The sequence below is a fragment of the Cytobacillus dafuensis genome (assembly GCF_007995155.1).
Classification (GTDB): Bacteria; Bacillota; Bacilli; order Bacillales; family Cytobacillaceae; genus Cytobacillus; species Cytobacillus dafuensis.
In genome coordinates this window covers 355,455-375,186 of record NZ_CP042593.1, presented here as the reverse complement: position 1 = coordinate 375,186, position 19,732 = coordinate 355,455, and the positions used below count along the sequence as shown (strand labels likewise).

The 19,732-nt window shown below is 38.6% G+C and carries 17 protein-coding genes; 8 read left to right on the top strand and 9 right to left on the bottom strand.

All coding sequences use genetic code 11. The features are described 5' to 3' along the window. The first annotated feature begins 53 nt into the window (after positions 1–53). The 6 genes from FSZ17_RS01885 to FSZ17_RS01860 all read left to right on the top strand — a co-directional run bounded on the left by FSZ17_RS01885 (position 54) and on the right by FSZ17_RS01860 (position 6,853). Positions 54–722, top strand: coding sequence for a GntR family transcriptional regulator (locus tag FSZ17_RS01885; protein WP_057776212.1), 669 nt, complete (start codon positions 54–56; stop codon positions 720–722). After that, entirely contained in the window at positions 719–1,735 is a 1,017-nt protein-coding gene (locus FSZ17_RS01880) for a TRAP transporter substrate-binding protein (RefSeq protein ID WP_057776211.1), read from the top strand. The genes FSZ17_RS01885 and FSZ17_RS01880 overlap by 4 nt, the downstream gene beginning before the upstream one ends. A gap of 65 nt (positions 1,736–1,800) precedes the next feature. Beyond that, positions 1,801–2,295, top strand: a complete 495-nt coding sequence (locus FSZ17_RS01875; protein WP_057776210.1) for a TRAP transporter small permease — start codon at positions 1,801–1,803, stop codon at positions 2,293–2,295. Continuing rightward, complete coding sequence (locus FSZ17_RS01870) at positions 2,292–3,575, top strand: TRAP transporter large permease (RefSeq protein ID WP_057776209.1); 1,284 nt, start codon at positions 2,292–2,294, stop codon at positions 3,573–3,575. Before FSZ17_RS01875 ends, FSZ17_RS01870 begins: the two co-directional genes overlap by 4 nt. 122 nt (positions 3,576–3,697) lie before the next feature. Beyond that, positions 3,698–4,903: an aminotransferase class I/II-fold pyridoxal phosphate-dependent enzyme gene (locus FSZ17_RS01865; RefSeq protein ID WP_057776208.1), complete on the top strand. Its 1,206-nt coding sequence runs from the start codon at positions 3,698–3,700 to the stop codon at positions 4,901–4,903. Between the two features lie 309 nt (positions 4,904–5,212). Next, complete coding sequence (locus FSZ17_RS01860; RefSeq protein WP_057776207.1) at positions 5,213–6,853, top strand: M20/M25/M40 family metallo-hydrolase; 1,641 nt, start codon at positions 5,213–5,215, stop codon at positions 6,851–6,853. 733 nt (positions 6,854–7,586) lie between these two features. On the opposite strand, the gene FSZ17_RS01855 is transcribed toward FSZ17_RS01860, so the two are convergent. Then, on the bottom strand, positions 7,587–8,672 hold the full coding sequence (locus tag FSZ17_RS01855; protein ID WP_057776206.1) for a metallophosphoesterase: 1,086 nt from the start codon (positions 8,670–8,672) through the stop codon (positions 7,587–7,589). A 267-nt stretch (positions 8,673–8,939) separates the two neighbouring features. On the opposite strand from FSZ17_RS01855, the gene FSZ17_RS01850 reads away from it, so the two are divergent. Continuing rightward, positions 8,940–10,181 (top strand): DUF5068 domain-containing protein, encoded by a 1,242-nt coding sequence (locus tag FSZ17_RS01850; RefSeq protein WP_057776205.1) that lies wholly within the window; start codon positions 8,940–8,942, stop codon positions 10,179–10,181. Between the two features lie 272 nt (positions 10,182–10,453). Here the strand turns inward: FSZ17_RS01850 and FSZ17_RS01845 are convergent, their stop codons facing one another. Continuing rightward, a complete protein-coding gene (locus tag FSZ17_RS01845) occupies positions 10,454–11,035 on the bottom strand; it encodes a flavin reductase family protein (protein ID WP_057776204.1) in 582 nt (193 codons plus the stop codon). Between the two features lie 98 nt (positions 11,036–11,133). Between FSZ17_RS01845 and FSZ17_RS01840 the strand changes: the two genes are divergently transcribed. Beyond that, a complete protein-coding gene (locus FSZ17_RS01840) occupies positions 11,134–11,820 on the top strand; it encodes an ArsR/SmtB family transcription factor (RefSeq protein WP_057776203.1) in 687 nt (228 codons plus the stop codon). Between the two features lie 67 nt (positions 11,821–11,887). On the opposite strand, the gene FSZ17_RS01835 is transcribed toward FSZ17_RS01840, so the two are convergent. The 7 genes from FSZ17_RS01835 to FSZ17_RS01805 all read right to left on the bottom strand — a co-directional run bounded on the left by FSZ17_RS01835 (position 11,888) and on the right by FSZ17_RS01805 (position 19,704). Next, on the bottom strand, positions 11,888–12,763 hold the full coding sequence (locus FSZ17_RS01835; RefSeq protein ID WP_057776202.1) for an alpha/beta hydrolase: 876 nt from the start codon (positions 12,761–12,763) through the stop codon (positions 11,888–11,890). Positions 12,764–12,820: 57 nt separating this feature from the next. Next, positions 12,821–13,411 (bottom strand): TetR/AcrR family transcriptional regulator, encoded by a 591-nt coding sequence (locus FSZ17_RS01830; RefSeq protein ID WP_057776201.1) that lies wholly within the window; start codon positions 13,409–13,411, stop codon positions 12,821–12,823. A 488-nt stretch (positions 13,412–13,899) separates the two neighbouring features. After that, the gene (locus tag FSZ17_RS01825; protein ID WP_057776200.1) at positions 13,900–14,574 is read right to left on the bottom strand and encodes a YdeI/OmpD-associated family protein; all 675 of its coding nucleotides are present in this window, start codon (positions 14,572–14,574) and stop codon (positions 13,900–13,902) included. A 181-nt stretch (positions 14,575–14,755) separates the two neighbouring features. Continuing rightward, the gene (locus FSZ17_RS01820; RefSeq protein ID WP_057776199.1) at positions 14,756–16,417 is read right to left on the bottom strand and encodes a glycoside hydrolase family 13 protein; all 1,662 of its coding nucleotides are present in this window, start codon (positions 16,415–16,417) and stop codon (positions 14,756–14,758) included. A gap of 346 nt (positions 16,418–16,763) precedes the next feature. Continuing rightward, on the bottom strand, positions 16,764–17,798 hold the full coding sequence (locus FSZ17_RS01815; protein ID WP_057776198.1) for a LacI family DNA-binding transcriptional regulator: 1,035 nt from the start codon (positions 17,796–17,798) through the stop codon (positions 16,764–16,766). A 230-nt stretch (positions 17,799–18,028) separates the two neighbouring features. Further along, entirely contained in the window at positions 18,029–18,844 is an 816-nt protein-coding gene (locus FSZ17_RS01810) for a carbohydrate ABC transporter permease (protein ID WP_057776197.1), read from the bottom strand. Continuing rightward, complete coding sequence (locus FSZ17_RS01805) at positions 18,844–19,704, bottom strand: carbohydrate ABC transporter permease (RefSeq protein WP_057776196.1); 861 nt, start codon at positions 19,702–19,704, stop codon at positions 18,844–18,846. Before FSZ17_RS01805 ends, FSZ17_RS01810 begins: the two co-directional genes overlap by 1 nt. Between the last annotated feature and the right edge of the window lie 28 nt (positions 19,705–19,732).

Here is a 19,732-nt window from a genome sequence, read left to right as displayed (position 1 = left end):
AATATTCCTGTATACAGTATACTGAATACTGAATAATGATAGGAGGAGTGATTTTGAGAAAAATTACTCAAAATGTTTCATTAGCTGATCAAGCTTATAACTTATTAAAGAAAGCAATTATCTCGGCTGAACTTGCACCAGAGGAAGAATTACCGGAGGAAAGGCTTGCAACTGATCTCGGCATTAGCCGTACTCCTCTTCGGGAAGCACTAAGACGGTTAGCAATGGAAGGGCTCATCGTTCTGCAAAAAGGACGTCCAGCTATCGTCGCCACCTTTACTAAGGAAGATTCACTTGAATATATGGAATTGCGGCGCGTGCTCGAAATTCATAATATTGAGAAAATTACTTTTAAATCAGACGAGGATTTATTGAGTGAATTAAAGAAAAACTTAACACTTCAATTGGAAGCGATATCAAATAATAATTACCATGAATTTATCGAACTAGACCGCGAATTCCACTTGATTCTTGCATCGAAAAACGGAAATAAGAAATTCAAAGAAATGATCCATCAGATGAACACTGGAGTCAACCGTGCATTCCTCGTACTATCGAACACACTGCATGTGAGCGCGCACGATGCATACCAAGAACACGTAAAACTAACCGAGGCTCTTGAAGAAAAAAATGTATCGTCTGCAAAAGAGAAAATGCTTGAACATTTGCAAAACGTTGAAAAACGATTCTTAAGCTATTTCCAAAAGGAGGAAAATAAATGAAAAAATTGCTTGCACTACTACTCATCAGCTTGCTAGTCATCGCAGGCTGTGGACGTCCGAAGGAAAGCTCCTCAAGTGAGGGTGGAAATGATAAAGTTCACAAAATCCGTATTGCTTACTTAGTATCCGAAGAACAATCCACACATCTTGCTGCTGTTACGTTTAAAGAAAAACTTGAGAAAGAATCAAACGGCCGTTTGAAAGTAGAACTGTATCCAAATGGACAACTTTACGGATCAGATCGTGAAGCTATTGAAGCTGTACAGCTTGGAAATATCGAAATGACTATCCCAGCTCTAGCACCACTTGCTTCATTCAACAAAAAATTCTTAGTGTTTGACCTGCCATTCCTATTCAATGATCATGAAGCTGCCTACAAAACTCTTGATGGGGAACTTGGACAAGAATTACTAAGTGATTTAGAGAAAAATGATTTAAAGGGTCTTGTTTTTGCTGAAAACGGCTTCCGCCATATGTCAAATAATAATGGACCGATTGAGTCACCTGCAGACTTAAAAGGCTTGAAATTTAGAACTTTAGAAAACCCAGTTCATACAGATACATTTTTATCATTCGGAGCAAACGCATCACCATTTGCATTTGGTGAACTTTATACTGCATTACAGCAAAAAACATATGATGCGATGGAGTCTCCAATCTCTTTATATTACACAAATAAATTCTACGAAGTACAAAATTACTTAACATTGAGTGGACATGTTTATGCATCCACAATTCTTCTTATGAACAATAATTTTTATAATAGCCTGCCAAACGATCTTCAAGAATTAGTCGTTAAGGTTTCTGAAGAATACCGTACTGAACAGCGTAATCTTGCTCGAAAACAAGATGTTGAATTTTTGGAAAAGTTAAAAGAAAACGGCATGAAAGTAAATGAACTGACAGCTGAGCAGCGAGAGCAATTCCGCGAAGCTGCAAAAGTAGTTTATGACAAATATGTACCAGAAATTGGTGAAGATTTAGTAAATAAAGCATTAGCAGGAAATAAGTAATGAAATCAAGGGAGGAATCAAGATTACACATCTTGATTCCTCCTTAATTAAAGGATGTGTAATGCATGGCAAAAAGATTTGCTCGATTCGAAGAAATCTTTTTAGTATTGACTCTCGCACTTATGGTTTTGCTTATTTTCGGCCAAGTAGTCGGCCGATACGTATTTCAATCAGCACCAAGCTGGACGGAAGAACTTGCCCGCTACATCCACATTTTCCAAGTGTGGATTGGAGCTAGCTACGCTGTAAAGCTTCGCCAGCATATACGAGTTGAAGCGTTTATCACGCGTTTACATGGTACTCCTCGCAAAATTTTAGAAGGTCTAGGCGTTCTTATTTGGTTTTTGATTTCTTTATTTTTGGCGGTATACGGCACAAAATTAGTTTTGGTTAGTTTTCATCACGGACAGATTACTCCAGCACTACAAATTCCGATTTGGATCCCCTTCTTGGCCATACCGCTTGGCGGTACTGGAATGGCTATACGGTTAATTCAGCAATTAGGTGAAATTTGGAAAGGCAACTATGAGAAGCCAGAAAGTGAGGAGATCATCGGATGACGGTCATATTATTATTCGGAACACTATTCGTTTGTTTATTGATTGGGGTACCGATTGCCATTTCATTAGGTGTGTCCGCCCTCGTCGCCATTTACTTTGGATCAACTTTACCACTTGATATTATTACACAAAAAGCGTTCACTTCACTTGACTCCTTCCCACTTTTGGCTATCCCTTTTTTCATGCTTTCAGGGATATTAATGGGAAAAGGCGGGGTGTCAAAACGCCTGCTTGACTTAGCAACAACAATGGTTGGATGGATGACAGGCGGATTATCGATGGTCACGATCGTTGCTTGTATGTTCTTTGCGGCAATTTCAGGCTCGGGTCCTGCAACCGTAGCAGCAATCGGCGGGTTCATGATACCAGCGATGGTTGCCAGGAAATATGATGGCGGTTTTGCAGCAGCAATTTCAGCATCTGCAGGCTCTATTGGCGTTATTATTCCACCAAGCATCCCATTCGTTTTATACGGGGTCATCGGAAGTGTATCTGTAGGAAGCTTATTCCTGGCTGGAATTATTCCAGGACTGCTTATTGGACTCGGATTAATGATTACTTCTTATATCATCTCGAAAAAACAAGGATATAAACCCGAACAAGTAAAGGTATTCGATTTTAAAAGCGTATGGAAAGCGACATATGATGCAAAATGGGCGCTCTTAATTCCCGTCATAATCTTAGGAGGCATTTACGGCGGAGTTTTCTCTCCAACAGAGGCGGCCGTAGTTGCTGTTGTGTATTCATTAATTATTGGGAAATTTGTCTATAAAGAATTAAGCTGGCAGAGTATTTTCGAAAGCTTCCGTGAGGCGGTTGTTATTAATGCGACAACGATGATTATCATTGGATTATCCGTATCATTCGCCTATTTCATGACGCTCGAACAGATTCCGAATGACATTTCTGCCTTCCTTACTGAGCTTTCAACGAATCCAGTCATCATATTACTCGCTATAAATATTTTATTATTAATTGTCGGAATGTTTATTGACACAATCTCTGCCCTAGTTGTTTTAACACCAATTTTATTACCAATTGTTATTGGTGTTGGTATCGATCCAATTCATTTTGGAGTAATACTTGTCGCAAACTTAGCAATTGGCTTTATCACACCTCCGCTTGGCGTCAATCTATTCGTGGCTTCTAGTGTTGGAAAAGTTAAGTTCGAACGTATTGTCTCTGCAATTGTTCCTTTCCTGGTGTCTATGATTATTTGTCTGCTTGTCATTACTTACGTACCTGCACTATCCCTATGGCTGCCAGGCTTATTTAAATAAGATTGATTTCAGATTGCAGCATCAAATAAAACCCTTTCCCTGGTTGTTCACAAAGTGTCAAGTACTTGTCCAGATATGATCAACCATATTAATATAAGATTCCATCAAGAAAGGTGAAATACATGTCATTATCTATTAATCATAAAGCAAGAGTATTGGAAGTCCCTGGTATCCGCCAATTTGCCAATCAACTCGTTCGTTTTCCAAACGCGGTCAATTTGACAATTGGTCAGCCAGATTTCCCAACCCCCAGTTCTGTTAAAGAAGCGGGAATTCGTGCGATAACAAACAATCAAACAAGCTATTCCCATAATGCTGGAATGTTGGAATTAAGACAAGCAACAGCTTCTTTTTTCAAAGATACGTATAATTTTTCATATGATCCTGAAACAGAAATTGTTATTACAAACGGTGCAAGTGAAGGAATTGACTCAGTTTTTCGAACCATTCTCGAAGAAGGTGACGAAGTAATTATTCCCGCTCCGATCTATTCTGGATACGAGCCAATAATTGAACTGTGCGGGGCAAAAGTAGTTTATTTAAATACAGCAGATACGGGCTTTCTTCCATCTCCAGAACGATTGAAAGCAATGGTAACACAAAAAACAAAAGCAATTCTATTAAACTACCCATCTAATCCAATAGGCGTTATCATCCAGCCGGAATTAATGGATGAGCTCGTTGCATTACTAGAAAACCAAGATATTTATATCGTGTCTGACGAAATATATAGTGAAAACACTTTCGGCAGTAAACACTGCTCAATCGCATCCTATCCACAGCTGCGTGATCGTCTGTTTCTGATCCATGGTTTATCGAAGTCGCATTCCATGACAGGATGGCGAATTGGTTTCATTTTAGGACCAAAAAAGCTTATGGAACACGTCTTAAATGTACACTTATATAACTCGATTTGTGCGTCTTTGCCGAGTCAGTACGCAGGTATTGAAGCATTGACAAATTGCCGGGAAGTTCCTGCAACGATGAATGTTGAATATATAAAGCGCAGAGACTTTGTCTTCGAGCGCCTCACAAGTATGGGACTTGATGTAGTCAAGCCAAATGGAGCTTTCTACATCTTCCCTTCGATTAAACAGTTCGGAATGCCTTCATATGAGTTTGCAACAAGACTATTACACGAAAATGGAGTAGCAGTCGTTCCAGGTAGCGCGTTCACTGAACATGGTGAAGGCTATATTCGTATCTCGTACGCTTATGCTATGCCAATGCTAGAAAAGGGAATGAAACGGCTCGAGCAATTTATTACGGCATTAGGAAAGCATCCTATTAGCACTAAATTAGTATCAAGCTCTAGCGCTGACAAGTAAAGAAAACTCGCCGATTGGCGAGCCTTGGAATGGCGAAGACAGAGGCGTAGTTGCACTTATCGCGCTCATATATGCCACGTCCTCCCAAAAGCTTCTCTTTTGGTCGTCCGATGTATCTCTGACGAAGCTTTCCTTGTCCTGTGGCATTCGCCCGACTAGGACATCCTGTCCGTCGTACTTAATTCCTAAAATCGGCAAATGCGTCGAATGACCTTCTACGCTGACAATTTATACTTTCTTAACGTGTAAAAATAGACAATAATACTTGTACAATTTAAAAATTTTGATTGAAATAAAGGAGCTATTGAAATGAGTAATGTAAAATGGGGTACTCCACAATCATTGCGCGCCTTACTTTGCGACCTCGTTAGCTGGCAAAGCAGGACTCTTACAGATGGTGAACTTGAATTCGCTTATCTTGTAAAATCAAAGCTAATGGAGCTAGACTACTTCAAAGAAAACCCGTCTTACACGGCACTTCATGACGCTGGATTAGGACGCAATGTCGTTACCGCTTTATATAAAAATCCAGATGTGGCAGAAACAATCGTTCTAATTAGCCATTTCGACACGGTCCACACGGAAGAATACGGTGATCTCGAGCCATTAGCGTTCCAACCAGAAGAGCTTACGAAAATGTTGAAAGATCGTTCAGACGAGCTTCCAGAAGAGGCACGGATTGACCTAGATTCTGGAAAATACTTATTCGGACGCGGAACGATGGACATGAAAGCAGGGCTCGCTCTTCAAATGGCTCTAATTGAAAAGGCCAGTATCGAAAAGTGGCCCATCAATTTACTGCTAGTCACTGTACCGGATGAAGAAGTAAACTCAGCCGGCATGCGTGCCGCAGTCCCAGAGCTAGTCCGTTTACAGAAAGAACACCAATTAACATACAAATTATTTCTTAATAGTGAACCGACTTTTTCACAGGAGCCTGGAGATCCGAACTATTATATTTATTCTGGTACCATCGGAAAAATCATGCCAGCTGTTTTATTCTATGGAAAGGAAACACATGTTGGAGAGCCCATGAGCGGCATGACAGCAAACTTTATGGCCTCCTTTCTAACACAGCACATGGAATGGAATCCATTATTCCGCGAGTCTGACCTTGGCGAAAACACGCCTTTACCAGTTTCGCTCCAGCAAAAAGACTTAAAAATGGAATATTCAACCCAAACGCCATATCGGGCTGCGGCTCTTTATAACGTCTTCCTTATGAAGCGCAGCGCAGCTGAAGTGATGGATATTTTCACGAAAGTGGCTTGGAAAGCTGCGAAAGCTTGTAATGAGGCTTATTTGCAAATATGTGAGAGCGAAGGCGTTAGACCAGTTGGTAAAGTGAACGTCCTACGGTATGAAGAGCTGCTCCAGCATGCTGAAAAAAAATTAGGGGGTGAAGCCATCTCAAAAATAAAATCAAATGCATTAGCCAACACAAATTGGGATGACCGTGAAAAATCGATTCGTATCGTTGACTCACTTATGATCCAGTGTCAAGAACTTGGGCCTACTATGGTTCTGCTGTATGCACCTCCATACTACCCAGCTGTCAATACTTCAAAGAATCCACTCGTCATCAAAGCTATCGATTTAATGAAAAAAACTGGCATAGAACAGTTTAATTTAGAAGTAAACCAAATCCATTATTTTAATGGAATCTGTGATCTTAGCTACGTCTCTTACGAGGACGAGGCTGAAGGCTGGACAACTTTCGAAAAAAACACACCAGTTTGGGGAGACACTTACAGTATTCCATTTGCTGAAATGAAGCAATTGCAAGCACCAGTATTAAATGTTGGCCCTTTCGGAAAGGACGCACATAAGCGTACAGAACGGCTTCATATCGAAAGTGCATTTGTACAGCTTCCGGTCATGTTAGAAACATTAGTCCGAAGTTTATTCTCAGAAATAGTCCCTTACTGCGATAAAAGGCAAATCAGCTGAATTTATTCACGTGAATTAAACTGATTAACTATGATTGATTAGAAAAGCGCAAGCGCCTTCAGAACAATCATAGTTCAGATTGTTCTTGCGATGATTATTCGGAGGAGCTTTCCTTAGTGCTCACCCCCGACAAGCATAAGACAGGCCGACGGGAAAGTTGTTCTTTAACTTTCTTGGAGGACTGACTTATGACCTCGAGGTCGACAAAAGCGCGACGTCCTGTCGCATTGTCGACACTAGTACGTCCTGTACGTCAGGGGTAGGCGCTGGAGCTAGACAATTCTCAAACTCAAGAAAAGTTATACTTTCTTATTTTTTAGAAAAACTTGGCATTCCCCAAGTCCTTTTTGGTGAATGCCTTAGTTTTTCTTACACGTTAAGAAAGTATAAATTGTCAACGCAGAAGATGATCCGACGTAGTTGCCAATTTTAGGAATTAAGTATAAGTGCAACTACGCCTCTGTCTTCGCCTTTCCAAGGCTCGCCAATCGGCGAGTTTTCTTTATGCGATCTTATTAGCAGATATTTTATTGAAAACACACTTTACTTTAATACGTTAATAAACTTAAACTTTCCGATTAGATAAGATAAACAAGCAGGATATTCCAAACTAAATAAGTTAATTGGAAATCCTGCTTGTCTTTTTTATCGGATGGATAAGCATAATAAAGCGGAAAGAACAGGAGGGCCGACTTGGTATTGATAATATACATATTTACTTGCTTAAACCTTTTCATATCACTTCAATCGGCACCCATCCTACGAGTCCATTATTCTTTTTAATTAAGATATAGCCTGCTTGCTGAGCATCCAGTACCTTTACAACCTCATCTTGCTGAACGGAGAGAAATGTTGTGCTTAAATCATCTTTACAATACACACGTTCATCTTTTTCTACTAAATACTCATTTTTAATCCATTGCTTGATTCCAAGTTTTACATTTTCACAAAGCGTAAAATAAGGCTCTCTACGAATAATGGCCATTTCATAATTCGGATAGGTTACAGTACCAACTCGATTCGTTTGATCAATATATTCATTTTTTACTTTTCGTTCCTCGGCAATCTCATCAACAAACTGAAACGAGAATTGATTTTGTTCGAAAATAAGAGCATTCAGTTGGCCATCACTTTTAATCTGATTACCGCCATCAATGGCGATGATTCTTTTTTCGTGATCAATAATCGGATTGTTCGAGCTTTCGGCTTGAAAACGATAATTGATAGCCGGCCAGTGCCCGACGATGACCATTTTATTTACTTGATGCCCTTTTTCATAAAAAGAATCCACGGACAGGGCATACTCTTCCGTACTTTTCTCCCAGTCTGGCCGATTCTCAATACCTGCATGAACGATCAGAAAACGCTCAGTATCATAAGCGACAGGCAATGCCTCCAGCCATGCCAATTCCTCCTTATAATGAAGCTCATATACGTTCGCGACCTGGTGGACATCACTGAGGTTTTCTAAAGATTGATGCTGTTCCTCCAGCATTTCATTTAATAGTGAATTCCTTCTCACCTTCATATACTGAAGAATCTTTTCATTCCCTGCTAAGGCATATCGATACAAAACATCACAGTTTCCTTTCGTGACAAAAATATTTGAAGATTGTTCCGTCATCTTTTTCACATAGCGAACAAGCTCCAAACTGTTTTGTCCCTTTTCGCATAGGTCACCATTAATAAATAAATAATCATCTTCCGTATAATGGACCTTTTCTAGAAGCTTTATAAATAAAGATAATTTCGCATGAATATCCGAAATAATAATGACTCGTTTTTGGGGATTTAAGTTTAGTTTACATACATTTAACATAGGATTCTCCTACACGAAATAATAGATTTGAATTTTAAAATAATTCATTCATTATTGTTATATTATACCATATTTATCATGAACTGAATGTTCTGAGCAGATTTCCCCCAAGCAAACCACCTCCGCAAATTACCTATTACTTTAGAACTACAATATAGGTAAAAAGTTTCTTTTTTTAAAAAAAGACTATTTTGAGATAATTTTACATGTTATTATGATACGCATATTGAAATTTTTTCTTTAAATAGAAAAATAAGGAGAGAGATTATGAAACTTAAAATACGAATAGTGTTTAGTGCTATTCTTGTTATTCTAGTATTAGGAGCATGTGGAAAAGAAAAGGAAAACAAGCCTGCAGCAACAGAAGAGAAAGTAGAACAAACAGACAATAAAAAAGAAGATGAGAAAGCTGCAAATGAAGAAAAAGAGGAGGAGAATGCTGACACAGACAGTGAAAATCTGAATCCCTATCTTGCAGAGGAAACTGGCGGAGATGTCGAGATCATTTTTACAAATAAAACTCCAAATCTAAAGCATTCCTACAGCGATAAAGTTACCGTTGAAATCAATGAATATCAAATCGTTCATGTGACAAATATGAATGAGTCAGCTAAAGTTGATTTTAATGATGAGGATGAAGGATATGTACTTACATATAAATTAACACTAGATAACCAATCCGATGAAGATGTTTATTATGCTGGAGGCTCATCACTTCTATCGGACGACGGAATGGATCATATTATGAAAAAATCACATTTTGTTGACCGTGATAAGTGGTTAAAAGATAAAGAGACAGACGATGTTTCACAATACTCAAAAGAAAAATCGTTTTCTGGGCTAGTAGCCTATGCCATGACGAAAGAACAATTCGAAAAGCTTGAAACGCCCACTTTAAAAATTGACGCATTATGGTTAAATAACAATGTAAGTGACCGATTAGGCACAGAAGCAGTATTTGTCCTCCCCTTTAACGAAGAGGGAGTAAAAAAAGCAGAAGCCACTGCAGGTCTATATGCAGATAAAATGCTCACAGATACTATCGCGGATAAGGAGCTATTCTTCGCAAAAGAGGATATAAATGAAACAAAAGAAATTGATAAAGTGAAAGTAACGCTAAATGGAGTTCAGTACACGAATGTTACTCCAACTGCTGCAAATAAAGAAAGATTTACAAATTTTGGAGATGGCCCTCTTGTTGCATTGACTGCAAAATTAACTGTTGAAAATGGCAGTGATGTTGCAATCGAAAAATTCTTAATGGATAAGAGATTGATTATCGATGATACACGCGGAACAATGCTTTCACAAGGAATGCTTGAGCCAACAGCAAGAGGAACACTAGATCCTGGTAAAACGGAAGAAGTATTAGCCGTATTCCTGTTCAGAGAAGATGAATTTCAAATTTATAAAAAATTAGACTTACAATTTGGTCCTCTATCTGATAGTAATATGAAAAAGCTGTTTAAAGAAAAATCAGTTACGTTCACATTGCCGATGAAGGAATAAAATTAAATCTTCTGCTAAGACACGATATGGTCATAGCAGAAGATTTTTTTGCATTCCTTCGAGTTTATCGCAGATTAACGGTCAGTAAGACCCCCAACTTCAAGTTTGCGAGAGAATCGAAGAAACCTAAGTGGGGGATCAACTGCCCGTAAAGGCCCGATTGGTTCAACTAACCATCAGTGGGGGATGAAAGAAAACCCCCACTGATGGAAGTTTCACTTTATTGACGAGAATCTCCTTAATTACGTTTCACTTCGAAAGGTTTTACCAAGCTACTGACCAAGACCGAAATAATGACGGAAATTATAGATAAGAGGACTCCATTTACTTGGGTCAATATGGTTTTCTCCAATAATGATTTCCTTATGAGCATGGATTTGAATCACTTTTGTTTCCACTATTGCAAAATCAGGAGAATGCTCTGGAATTCGAATATTTACCACCCTCGCTTCAATTTGTAATGGACATTCTGCAATTCTTGTTGGCTTTACTGCTATAGAATCAATAGGAGTTAATTTACTAATTTCATATTTTTCTTTTTGATAGATAAATCCATTCCTTTTCTTATAATCTGGTACTGGATTTTTCCCTGTATAGGGAGCTAATTTTTCAACATTCTCCCATAATGAAGGATCCGGAACATTAATGACACATTCAGGATCCCGCTCTAAATTCTCAATCGCCTTCCCACCTAGACCAATGCCTAATACAATACAGTCTCCTAATGCCCATGATGAGGACATCGGGCTAATATTGACTGTCCCGTCGCCATTGAGTGTGTTTAGTAAAATCACCGGAGTTCCGTAATATAGAATTTTAGGTTTTATGATTTCTGTGATTGGCAGTTGCTTCATTTTTACCTTCCTCCCATTCTTGTATTCCTAAAAAATTGTAATATATATACATTTCGATTATCATCGAAATATGGATTACATATGAGAGGTGTTAATACATGCCGAATTCAAATGTCGCTTTGATTGCCAGTCTTGTAAGTGAAGCCTCCCGTGCAGCCATTTTGACAGTATTATTAGATGGAAGATTTCATCCAGCAAGTGAATTAGCCTATATGGCAGGAATTAAACCACAAACGGCAAGTTTCCATTTAGCAAAAATGGTTGAAGCTAAAGTAGTTACTGTCGAAAAGCAAGGGAGACATCGCTATTATGGAATTAATAATCAAGAAGTAGCTCATGTGATGGAGTCCTTATTATCAATTACTCCTCCCATCGAAATTAAGTCCTTTAAACAAGCTTCAGAAAATAAAGCGCTACGTAAAGCAAGAACTTGCTATGACCATCTAGCAGGAAATTTAGGAGTCCAATTAACAGATGCTTTACTAAAACAAGGAGTTATTTATGAAGAAAAGGAAGGGTTTACTGTTTCTGAAAAAGGCAAAATGTTCTTTACAGAATTTCAAATTGACCTAAGAAAAACGAAAAGTAAACGGCGCTCGTTTGCACATAAATGTTTGGATTGGAGCGAACGTCGCCACCATCTGGCTGGCGCATTAGGAAACGCTCTGCTCGAAAGACTTTTAGAATTAAATTGGATTCAACGATTACCTGCTACACGGGCAATAAAAATTACGAATGCTGGGAAGAAAGGCTTTAAGGAGAAGTTTTCTATAGATGTGCAGTAAGCTCGTTTAAGTTAGAAAACAAAGGGAAAAGGGCGAGTACCACCCTTTCCCTTGTGAAAAACCACCTCTATACATTTCTTTCAAAAAAGGGAATAACCTCCTGCCAAAACTTTAGATCTGTTTCTGAGCTTCTATGCCCCTTACTTTCGACAAAAAGAAATTCAATTGTTTCACTATGTGCTGGCTGGTTTTCAATAAGATAAGTCAACTCTGAAGGAGGAACATAATGATCATTCTTTGAATGGATCATTAGAATAGGTGTCTTTTGCTCATTCAAAGCCTGTCGAGCATCAAAACCCTTTAATTCATCTGATTTTATTCCTGCCCTGATAAACATTAGTTTAGTTAAAATAGGACCTAGAGGAAAATAAGGCAATTTATATTTTTTTAAAGCTGTTTCCATAATGGTACGGAATTGTGTAGGAATAGAATCCGTGACTAAAGCTTTTATTCCTAGCCGCCTTTTATTTGCTAGTAAACTACCAAAGCCACCGAAGGAGTGTGCTAAGATACCGATTCTATAGGGATCAACTTCTTTACGCTTTTGTGCATAAATCACAGCAGATACAACATCGTCTCGAAAGGTTTTTACAGTTAGAGCCTTTACCCCATCACTATCTCCATGACCTCGTATATCAAAAAGCAGTAAAGAATAGCCTGCTATGTATAGAGGTTCAACATACCGCAGCATTCTAGATCTGCTTGATCCCCAGCCATGTACAATCATAATAAGAGGGCTTTTCTCCACTCCCCTATTAACTGAAGGAATAAACCAGCCCTTTAGCTTTCCAGTCTTTCCAGGAATTGAAACATCTTCGAATGGCATTTTAGGTGTTTCTGTTAGTTCTACCCTTTTCGGGGTTTGGCTTTTTACCCCAATGGTCCAAACTCCATATGCAGCTAAAAGAAAGAATCCTAATAAACATAGAATAAAGATAGTCATTTGTTAACCTCCCATACATTTTTAAAACCAATCGGTCTGTTTTTTGTATAAAAAAATTTAAGTGCTCAAACCTTCGATAAATTCACTTAGATGCTTCAACATTTGCTGCATATAGTGGCTATCATTATATAATTTACTCATCATTACCGCACCCTCCATAGCAGATGCAATAAAAACGGAAACAGATTGCGGGTCGATTGTGGATTTAATATCCCCCCTCCTTATTCCCCTATTTATTACAATGCGAATAAATTTGAGAAATTCCTCCATCGCTTCCCTAGCCTTATCACGTAATGCAGGGTGTGCATCATCACTTTCAATCGCAGTATTTAATAGTGGGCATCCACCTTTAAGTGGCGGGTTTTCGATAATATTATGGTAGATTGAAACAATGGATATTAATTGTTCTACCGCCGATTTTGTTCCCTTTATTGCCTCAATATATCTCTTTCTATAAATACTTACAGCATAATCAAAAGCTTCAAGAGCCAATTCATCTTTGCTTCCAAAATGGTTATAAACCCCTCCTTTACGAAGCCCTGTCACACGCATAATATCAGAGATAGACGAACCAAAATATCCTTGTTGATTAAATAGTTCTGCTGCCCTCATAATAATAAACTCGCGGGTTTTTTCACCTTTACGCATAAGTCACACCTTCTTTATTTTAAGAAAAGCGCAAGCGCCTTGCTCACCTTAAGGCAAGCATAAGACAGGGCGACGGGAAAGTTGTTCTTTAACTTTCTTGGCGGACTGGCTTATGACCTCGAGGTCGACAAAAGCGCGACGTCCTGTCGCATTGTCGACACTAATACGTCCTGTACGTCGGGGGTAGGCGCTGGAGCTAGACAATTCTCAAACTCGAGAAAAGTTATACTTTCTTGTTTTTTAAAAAAGACCAATCAGTCTTAAAATTATATATTAAATAGAATTATTTAACAAGTGGCACTATAAGGTGCAAATTAAAAAAAGAATGGATAAAGGAGAAATTAATGATCATTAGCCGCTTTAAAGGATAAATTTTATATAATACATATCTCCTATAGGCATAAAGAAAAAAACACCTTGTAAGGTGTTTTGATTCTAGGCTTACTATACTACTTTTCATTTTAAATACGATTATTGGAAGATTTCTCCTAATTTTTATCTCTGCGATACAAATCCATGCTCTTGTAGCCTGCAGCAAGGATCATTTTCATTTCATTTCGCCGTTTCGCTTTTGTTGCCTCTTGTTTAGCACTATACACATATCGAGCCCAATCTTTTTGATACCCTGGGGTAAGCGATTGATAAATAGCAAGTACATCTGGTGTATCTTGTAAATCCTTTTCCACACTTGGAATCATCTCGATATAATCATCCACGCATTGGCTTGCTTTTGTAGAAGTTTTTTCTTTACCTTTAGAATCGATTTTTAGACCAACAACCGTAAAGACATCATCCAGCCCTACCATTCGGGCAAACTTAAGATTGCTTGTCCCAATATAGCCATCTTCATCGGCACCCAACCCACTTAGTAAATCATCACGATGAATAAAAGTTGGATATACTTTATTTCCTTTCTTCGGGTAAGCCACAAAAATATATCCATTTTTATTTAAGTAATTTTTTTCAATCACTTTGCTGATTAGTTCTTTTAAAGACGCCATATCTAACACGAAAGCAAAAATAAGGTCATACGTACTATCCATAAGTTCTGTATCAAAATCCGTTAACTCTGCTAAGTAATCTGCACCTTCAGGCAAGCCCAAAACCGCTGCTTTTTTGTATTTCTTTAAATTTAGTTTTTCTACTATTGTTTTCGTCATCATTACCCACCTGTTTCTCTTTTTTCTATTCTCCTTTTAGAGTACAGACTTCCCTTTTTGTTCGCAACTTTTCAATTCTAGAAATGTTTTTATCATGTGGTTTGTCAGCTAATTCGCAGGGGTTAACAGCCAATTACTAGCTCAGCTTAAAAAAGACGTTTTGTCCAGGACAAAACGTCTTTTTTTATACTTTATAAACTCTTGCCTCATATGGGGCAAGCTGTATGGTTGCCCTATTTTCATGATGCTTCACTTCTAGGTTCGCTAATAATAAATTCGAATGCTTAAAGAGAATGCCGTCTACTTTGTCTACCGTTACTGACTGTTGCGATAAATTACATAAAACAATAACCTTCTGCTTCCCGATCGTACGGGTATACGCATACAGCGACGAATGTTCCTCTAATACCAAGTCATATGTCCCATATATGAAAACCTGATCCGTTTTCCGCAAGTGAATCATTTTTTTATAATAATGTAATATGGAGTTTGGATCTTTTTTCTGGGCTTCTACATTTATTTCTCTATAGTTCGGATTAATACCTAACCATGGTTTTCCTGTAGTAAATCCAGCATTTTCATCGGTTGACCATTGCATCGGTGTTCTAGAATTATCACGGCTCGTTGCCATAATCGTTTCCATCACACTCTTATGTGAATCGCCTTGTTCTAATCGATTTTTGTATAAATTTTTCGTTGCCACGTCATTGTAATCTTCAATCGAAGAGTACTTGACATTGGTCATTCCCAATTCTTGGCCTTGGTAAATAAACGGTGTCCCCTGCATGAAGAAGTACATCGTCGCTAAAGCCGTCGCACTTTCTCGCCAATACGGCCCGTCATTCCCCCAAGTTGAGACACTGCGAGCCTTATCGTGATTCTCGATAAATAAAGCATTCCATCCGCTACCTTCTAATGCTTTTTGCCATTGGGTCAAAACACGTTTAAGCTCGAGAATATCCAGCTTCTTTGTCTCTTCATCCCACAGGCTCAAATGCTCGAATTGAAAAATCATATTGAATTTCCCTTGTTTTTCATCAACCCATTCATGAATTTCATCGATGCTGACCCCATTTGCTTCACCGACCGTCATGATGTCGTATTTTGCAAATGTTTCTTGCTTTAATTCTTCCAAAAGGGGCATGATGCCTTGAACATTCATATACTTTTTCCATGCCGGAACGTATGGGAGCCCAGCTGGATTCGGCATATCAGAAAACGAAATATCCTTTTTAATATGACTAATCGCATCCACTCGAAAGCCATCGACACCTTTATCAAGCCACCAATTCACCATCATGAATAAAGCATGTCGAACATCCTTGTTTTCCCAATTCAAATCAGGCTGTTTTCTTGAAAATAAATGTAAAAAGTATTGATTCGTTTCCTTATCGAGCTCCCAGGCAGATCCTCCAAAAATACTTCCCCAATTATTCGGTTCTTTTCCATTTACACCATCTCGCCAAATATACCAGTCGCGCTTGCTATTTTCTTTTGAGGAGCGTGATTCAATAAACCAGGGATGTTCATCACTCGTATGATTAATAACTAAATCGATTATGAGTTTCATACCACGGCGATGGACATCTTTAAGCAACTCATTAAAATCTTCCATTGTGCCGAATTCTTCCATAATCTCTTGGTAATGACTAATATCATATCCATTATCATCATTAGGCGATCGATACATTGGACAAATCCATATAACATCGACACCTAAGTCTTGTAAGTAATCTAATCTAGAAAGCATTCCTTGCAAGTCCCCAATTCCATCACCATCGGAATCTTGAAAGCTACGGGGATAAACTTGATAAGCAACCGCTTCCTTCCACCATGCTTTATCCATATCTTCCCTCTTTTTCTGTTTGCATAATAAAGTGAAACTTCCAGCAGTGGGGGTTTTTCGACGCACAGGACGTGCTAGTGCCGACGTTGCCACAGGACGTGGCGTTCTTAGTCGGCTTTCATCCCCCACTAATGGTTAGTTGCAGCCCACAGGAAGTGGGTCACGCAGACGTTGCCACACGATGTGGAGCTTTTAGTCTGTGTTCATTTTATGGGCCTTTACGGGCAGTTGATCCCCCACTTAGGTTTCTTTGATTCTCTCGTAACCTTGAAGTAGGGGTCTTACTGCCCGTTAATCTGCGATAAAGTGAAACTGTGTAAGGCTCTAGCTTATATTCATATTAGAATCATTCGTTAAAAATATTAATTCTTTTGCATGATTCTCGTTCTACGAGGGTAGTTGGTACAAAATGATGCTTTACAGCCGCATTTGAATCCTGTACCTTTTCTAATAAAAAGTTTGCTGCTTCGAAACCCAGCTCAAATATCGAAATATCGACAGAAGTTAACGGAGGCTTCACATACGCTGATAAGGAATGGTTATTGAAGCTCACAATTGAGATGTCATTTGGCACCTGAACTGAAAGCTCTTCTAGATACCGAATGATTTCATAAGCTACTAAATCATCATGCGCCACGATCGCTGTTGGTGGCTCATCAAGCATCATTAACTTATTGATTCTGCTTTTTCCATTTGATTTAAAGTCCTCATCATGAATAAAATACGCATCTGAATAAGGGAGACCTACATTTATTAATGCTTGCTGATAACCTTCTAAGCGGTCTTTTGAAACAACAAAATCTAGATTTCCTCCAATAAAAGCAATCTGCCGATGGCCTAAATGGTAAAGATAGTCCACTACATCATGAGCAATTTTCCGATTATCATTATCTATATACGTAATTTCATTTTCATATTTATAGGGGCGGCCTACCATTGTAAATGGGAACTGCACATCCTTTAAATAGGCCATCGTTCGATCATCCACACGTGAATAAAGAAGGATAATCCCATCGACCTTTTTTCCTTGTACCATTGATACAACTTCCTCATAGATTTCTTTCTCTGTACCGCCAGTCGATAAATAAATGCCATATTGACTAGCATGGGCACTCGTACAAATTCCACGAATAACTTCTGGAAAGAACGGATTTTGAAACGCTAAAGAAGTGGAATTTGACATGATAACACCAATTGTTTTTGTGCTTTTTGCAGCTAGATTTCGCGCTTGAAAGTTAGGATGGTAATCTAACCGTTCCATTACTTCCCTTACTTTGCGCTTCGTTTTTTCACTAATTCTTGGATTGTCCGCAATTACACGGGAGACGGTAGATGGTGAAACATTTGCTTCTTTGGCCACATCGAAGATAGTAACAGGCAATGGGACATCCTCCCTTCAACATTTTATTTTACCGCAGATTAACGGGCTGTAAGACCCCCACTTCAAGAAGTGGAGTTAAGAATAAATCTAAGTGGGGGATTAACAGCCCGTAAATGCCCGACGACGGACACGATGTCCTAGTCAGGCGAAAGCCACAGGACGTGGCGTTTTGAGCGTGATTAGTTCAACTAACAATCAGTGGTGGATGAAGCCCCCCACTGATTGAAGTTTCACTTTACTGCTCCTTCAGACACACCTTTTATAATTTCTCGCTGTGCAAAGAAATACAGAACGATGACTGGAATAATGGCCAATGTAAGTCCAGCTAATGCTAGATGCCACTGTTTTGTGTATTCCCCGAAGAAAAAGAACATCTTTAATGGTATCGTTTCCATACCTTGCTTGTTAATGACTAAAGACGGAAGCAAGTAATCATTCCAAATCCAAATCGTATTTAAAATACCTACTGTCACCGTAATCGGCTTTAGTATTGGAAAGATAACATACCAAAAAATTTGGAATCGATTCGCTCCATCAATTGTAGCAGCTTCATCCAAGGAGCGGGGAATTGAGCTTAAAGCACCATGATATAAGAAAATCGATAAGCTCGCACCAAATCCTAGATACATAAATATTAATCCAAAACGGTTTAGCATCTCAATCTTGCCGAAAATCGTAATGAGTGGAAGCATCACAGATTGAAACGGGATCAGCATCGCCGCTATGAAAACAAAAAGTAAAATGGTACTAAAGCGACTCTTTGTACGTGAAAGAGCGTACGCCGCCATGGATGAAAAAATAATAATAACAACCACACTAATGACAGTAATGATTAAAGAATTTGCAAATGTTTTTAGAAAGTCTAATTCCACAAATGCCTGCACGTAGTTATCGAATGTCAGTGAACTCGGAGGTTTTAATGTATCCTCAAATATCTCTCGTTTTGTTTTTAATGAGTTTACAATCATTAAATAGAATGGGGCTAACCAAATAATCGCTAAAGTTATTCCTAATATCTCGAGTGGAATCAAATACTTTTTCCGCATTACATTTCCACCTCACGCTTTTTGTTGATATAAACTTGCACTAAAGCAATGACCGCAACAATCACGAAAAAAACAACCGCTTTTGCTTGTGCATATCCCATATCGTACCGACCAAATGCTGTATTAAAAATTTCCATCGCCACCATTTGAGTCGATTCATACGGACCGCCGCCCGTTAAACTAAGGTTTTGATCATATAGCTTGAATGAATTTGAAAGGGTTAAAAACATACTAACTGTAAAGGCTGGTGCCACTAGCGGAAACACTACATAGCGAAATCTTTGGAATGCGTTAGCGCCATCCATTTCAGCTGCTTCAATCAATTCCTTTGAAACGCCTTCCAAATAAGCAATATAGATCACCATGATATACCCTGCCATTTGCCAACTCATTACAATCACGAGTCCCCAGAAGCCAGTACTAGAAGTAGATAGCCACCCTTGTAAACTCTCGATACCGAACATTGCCCCAAAACCTGCAAAGGCTTTTGTAAAAATAAACTGCCAGATAAACCCGAGGATAAGACCTCCGATTAAATTGGGCATAAAGAAAACAGTGCGCAATACTTTACTTGTTTTTAATTTGGCTGTTACAAGAAGTGCAAGTGACAAACCAATAAAATTAATCAGAATGACAGACACAACGGAAAACTTCGTCGTGAACCAAAGGGAATCGAGGAACCGTTTATCTTGGAACAATGCTATATAATGATCGAAGCCGACGAAGCCTTTCGTTTCAATCCCATTCCAATCTGTAAAAGAGTAATAGATACCAAGTAAAAAAGGTGCTACTACTACAAATATAAAAGCAGCCAATACAGGCATTAAAAATAACCAATAAGCTAGATCACGTGTCCGCATTTGCTCACCTCCAATTAGAAAAACTTTG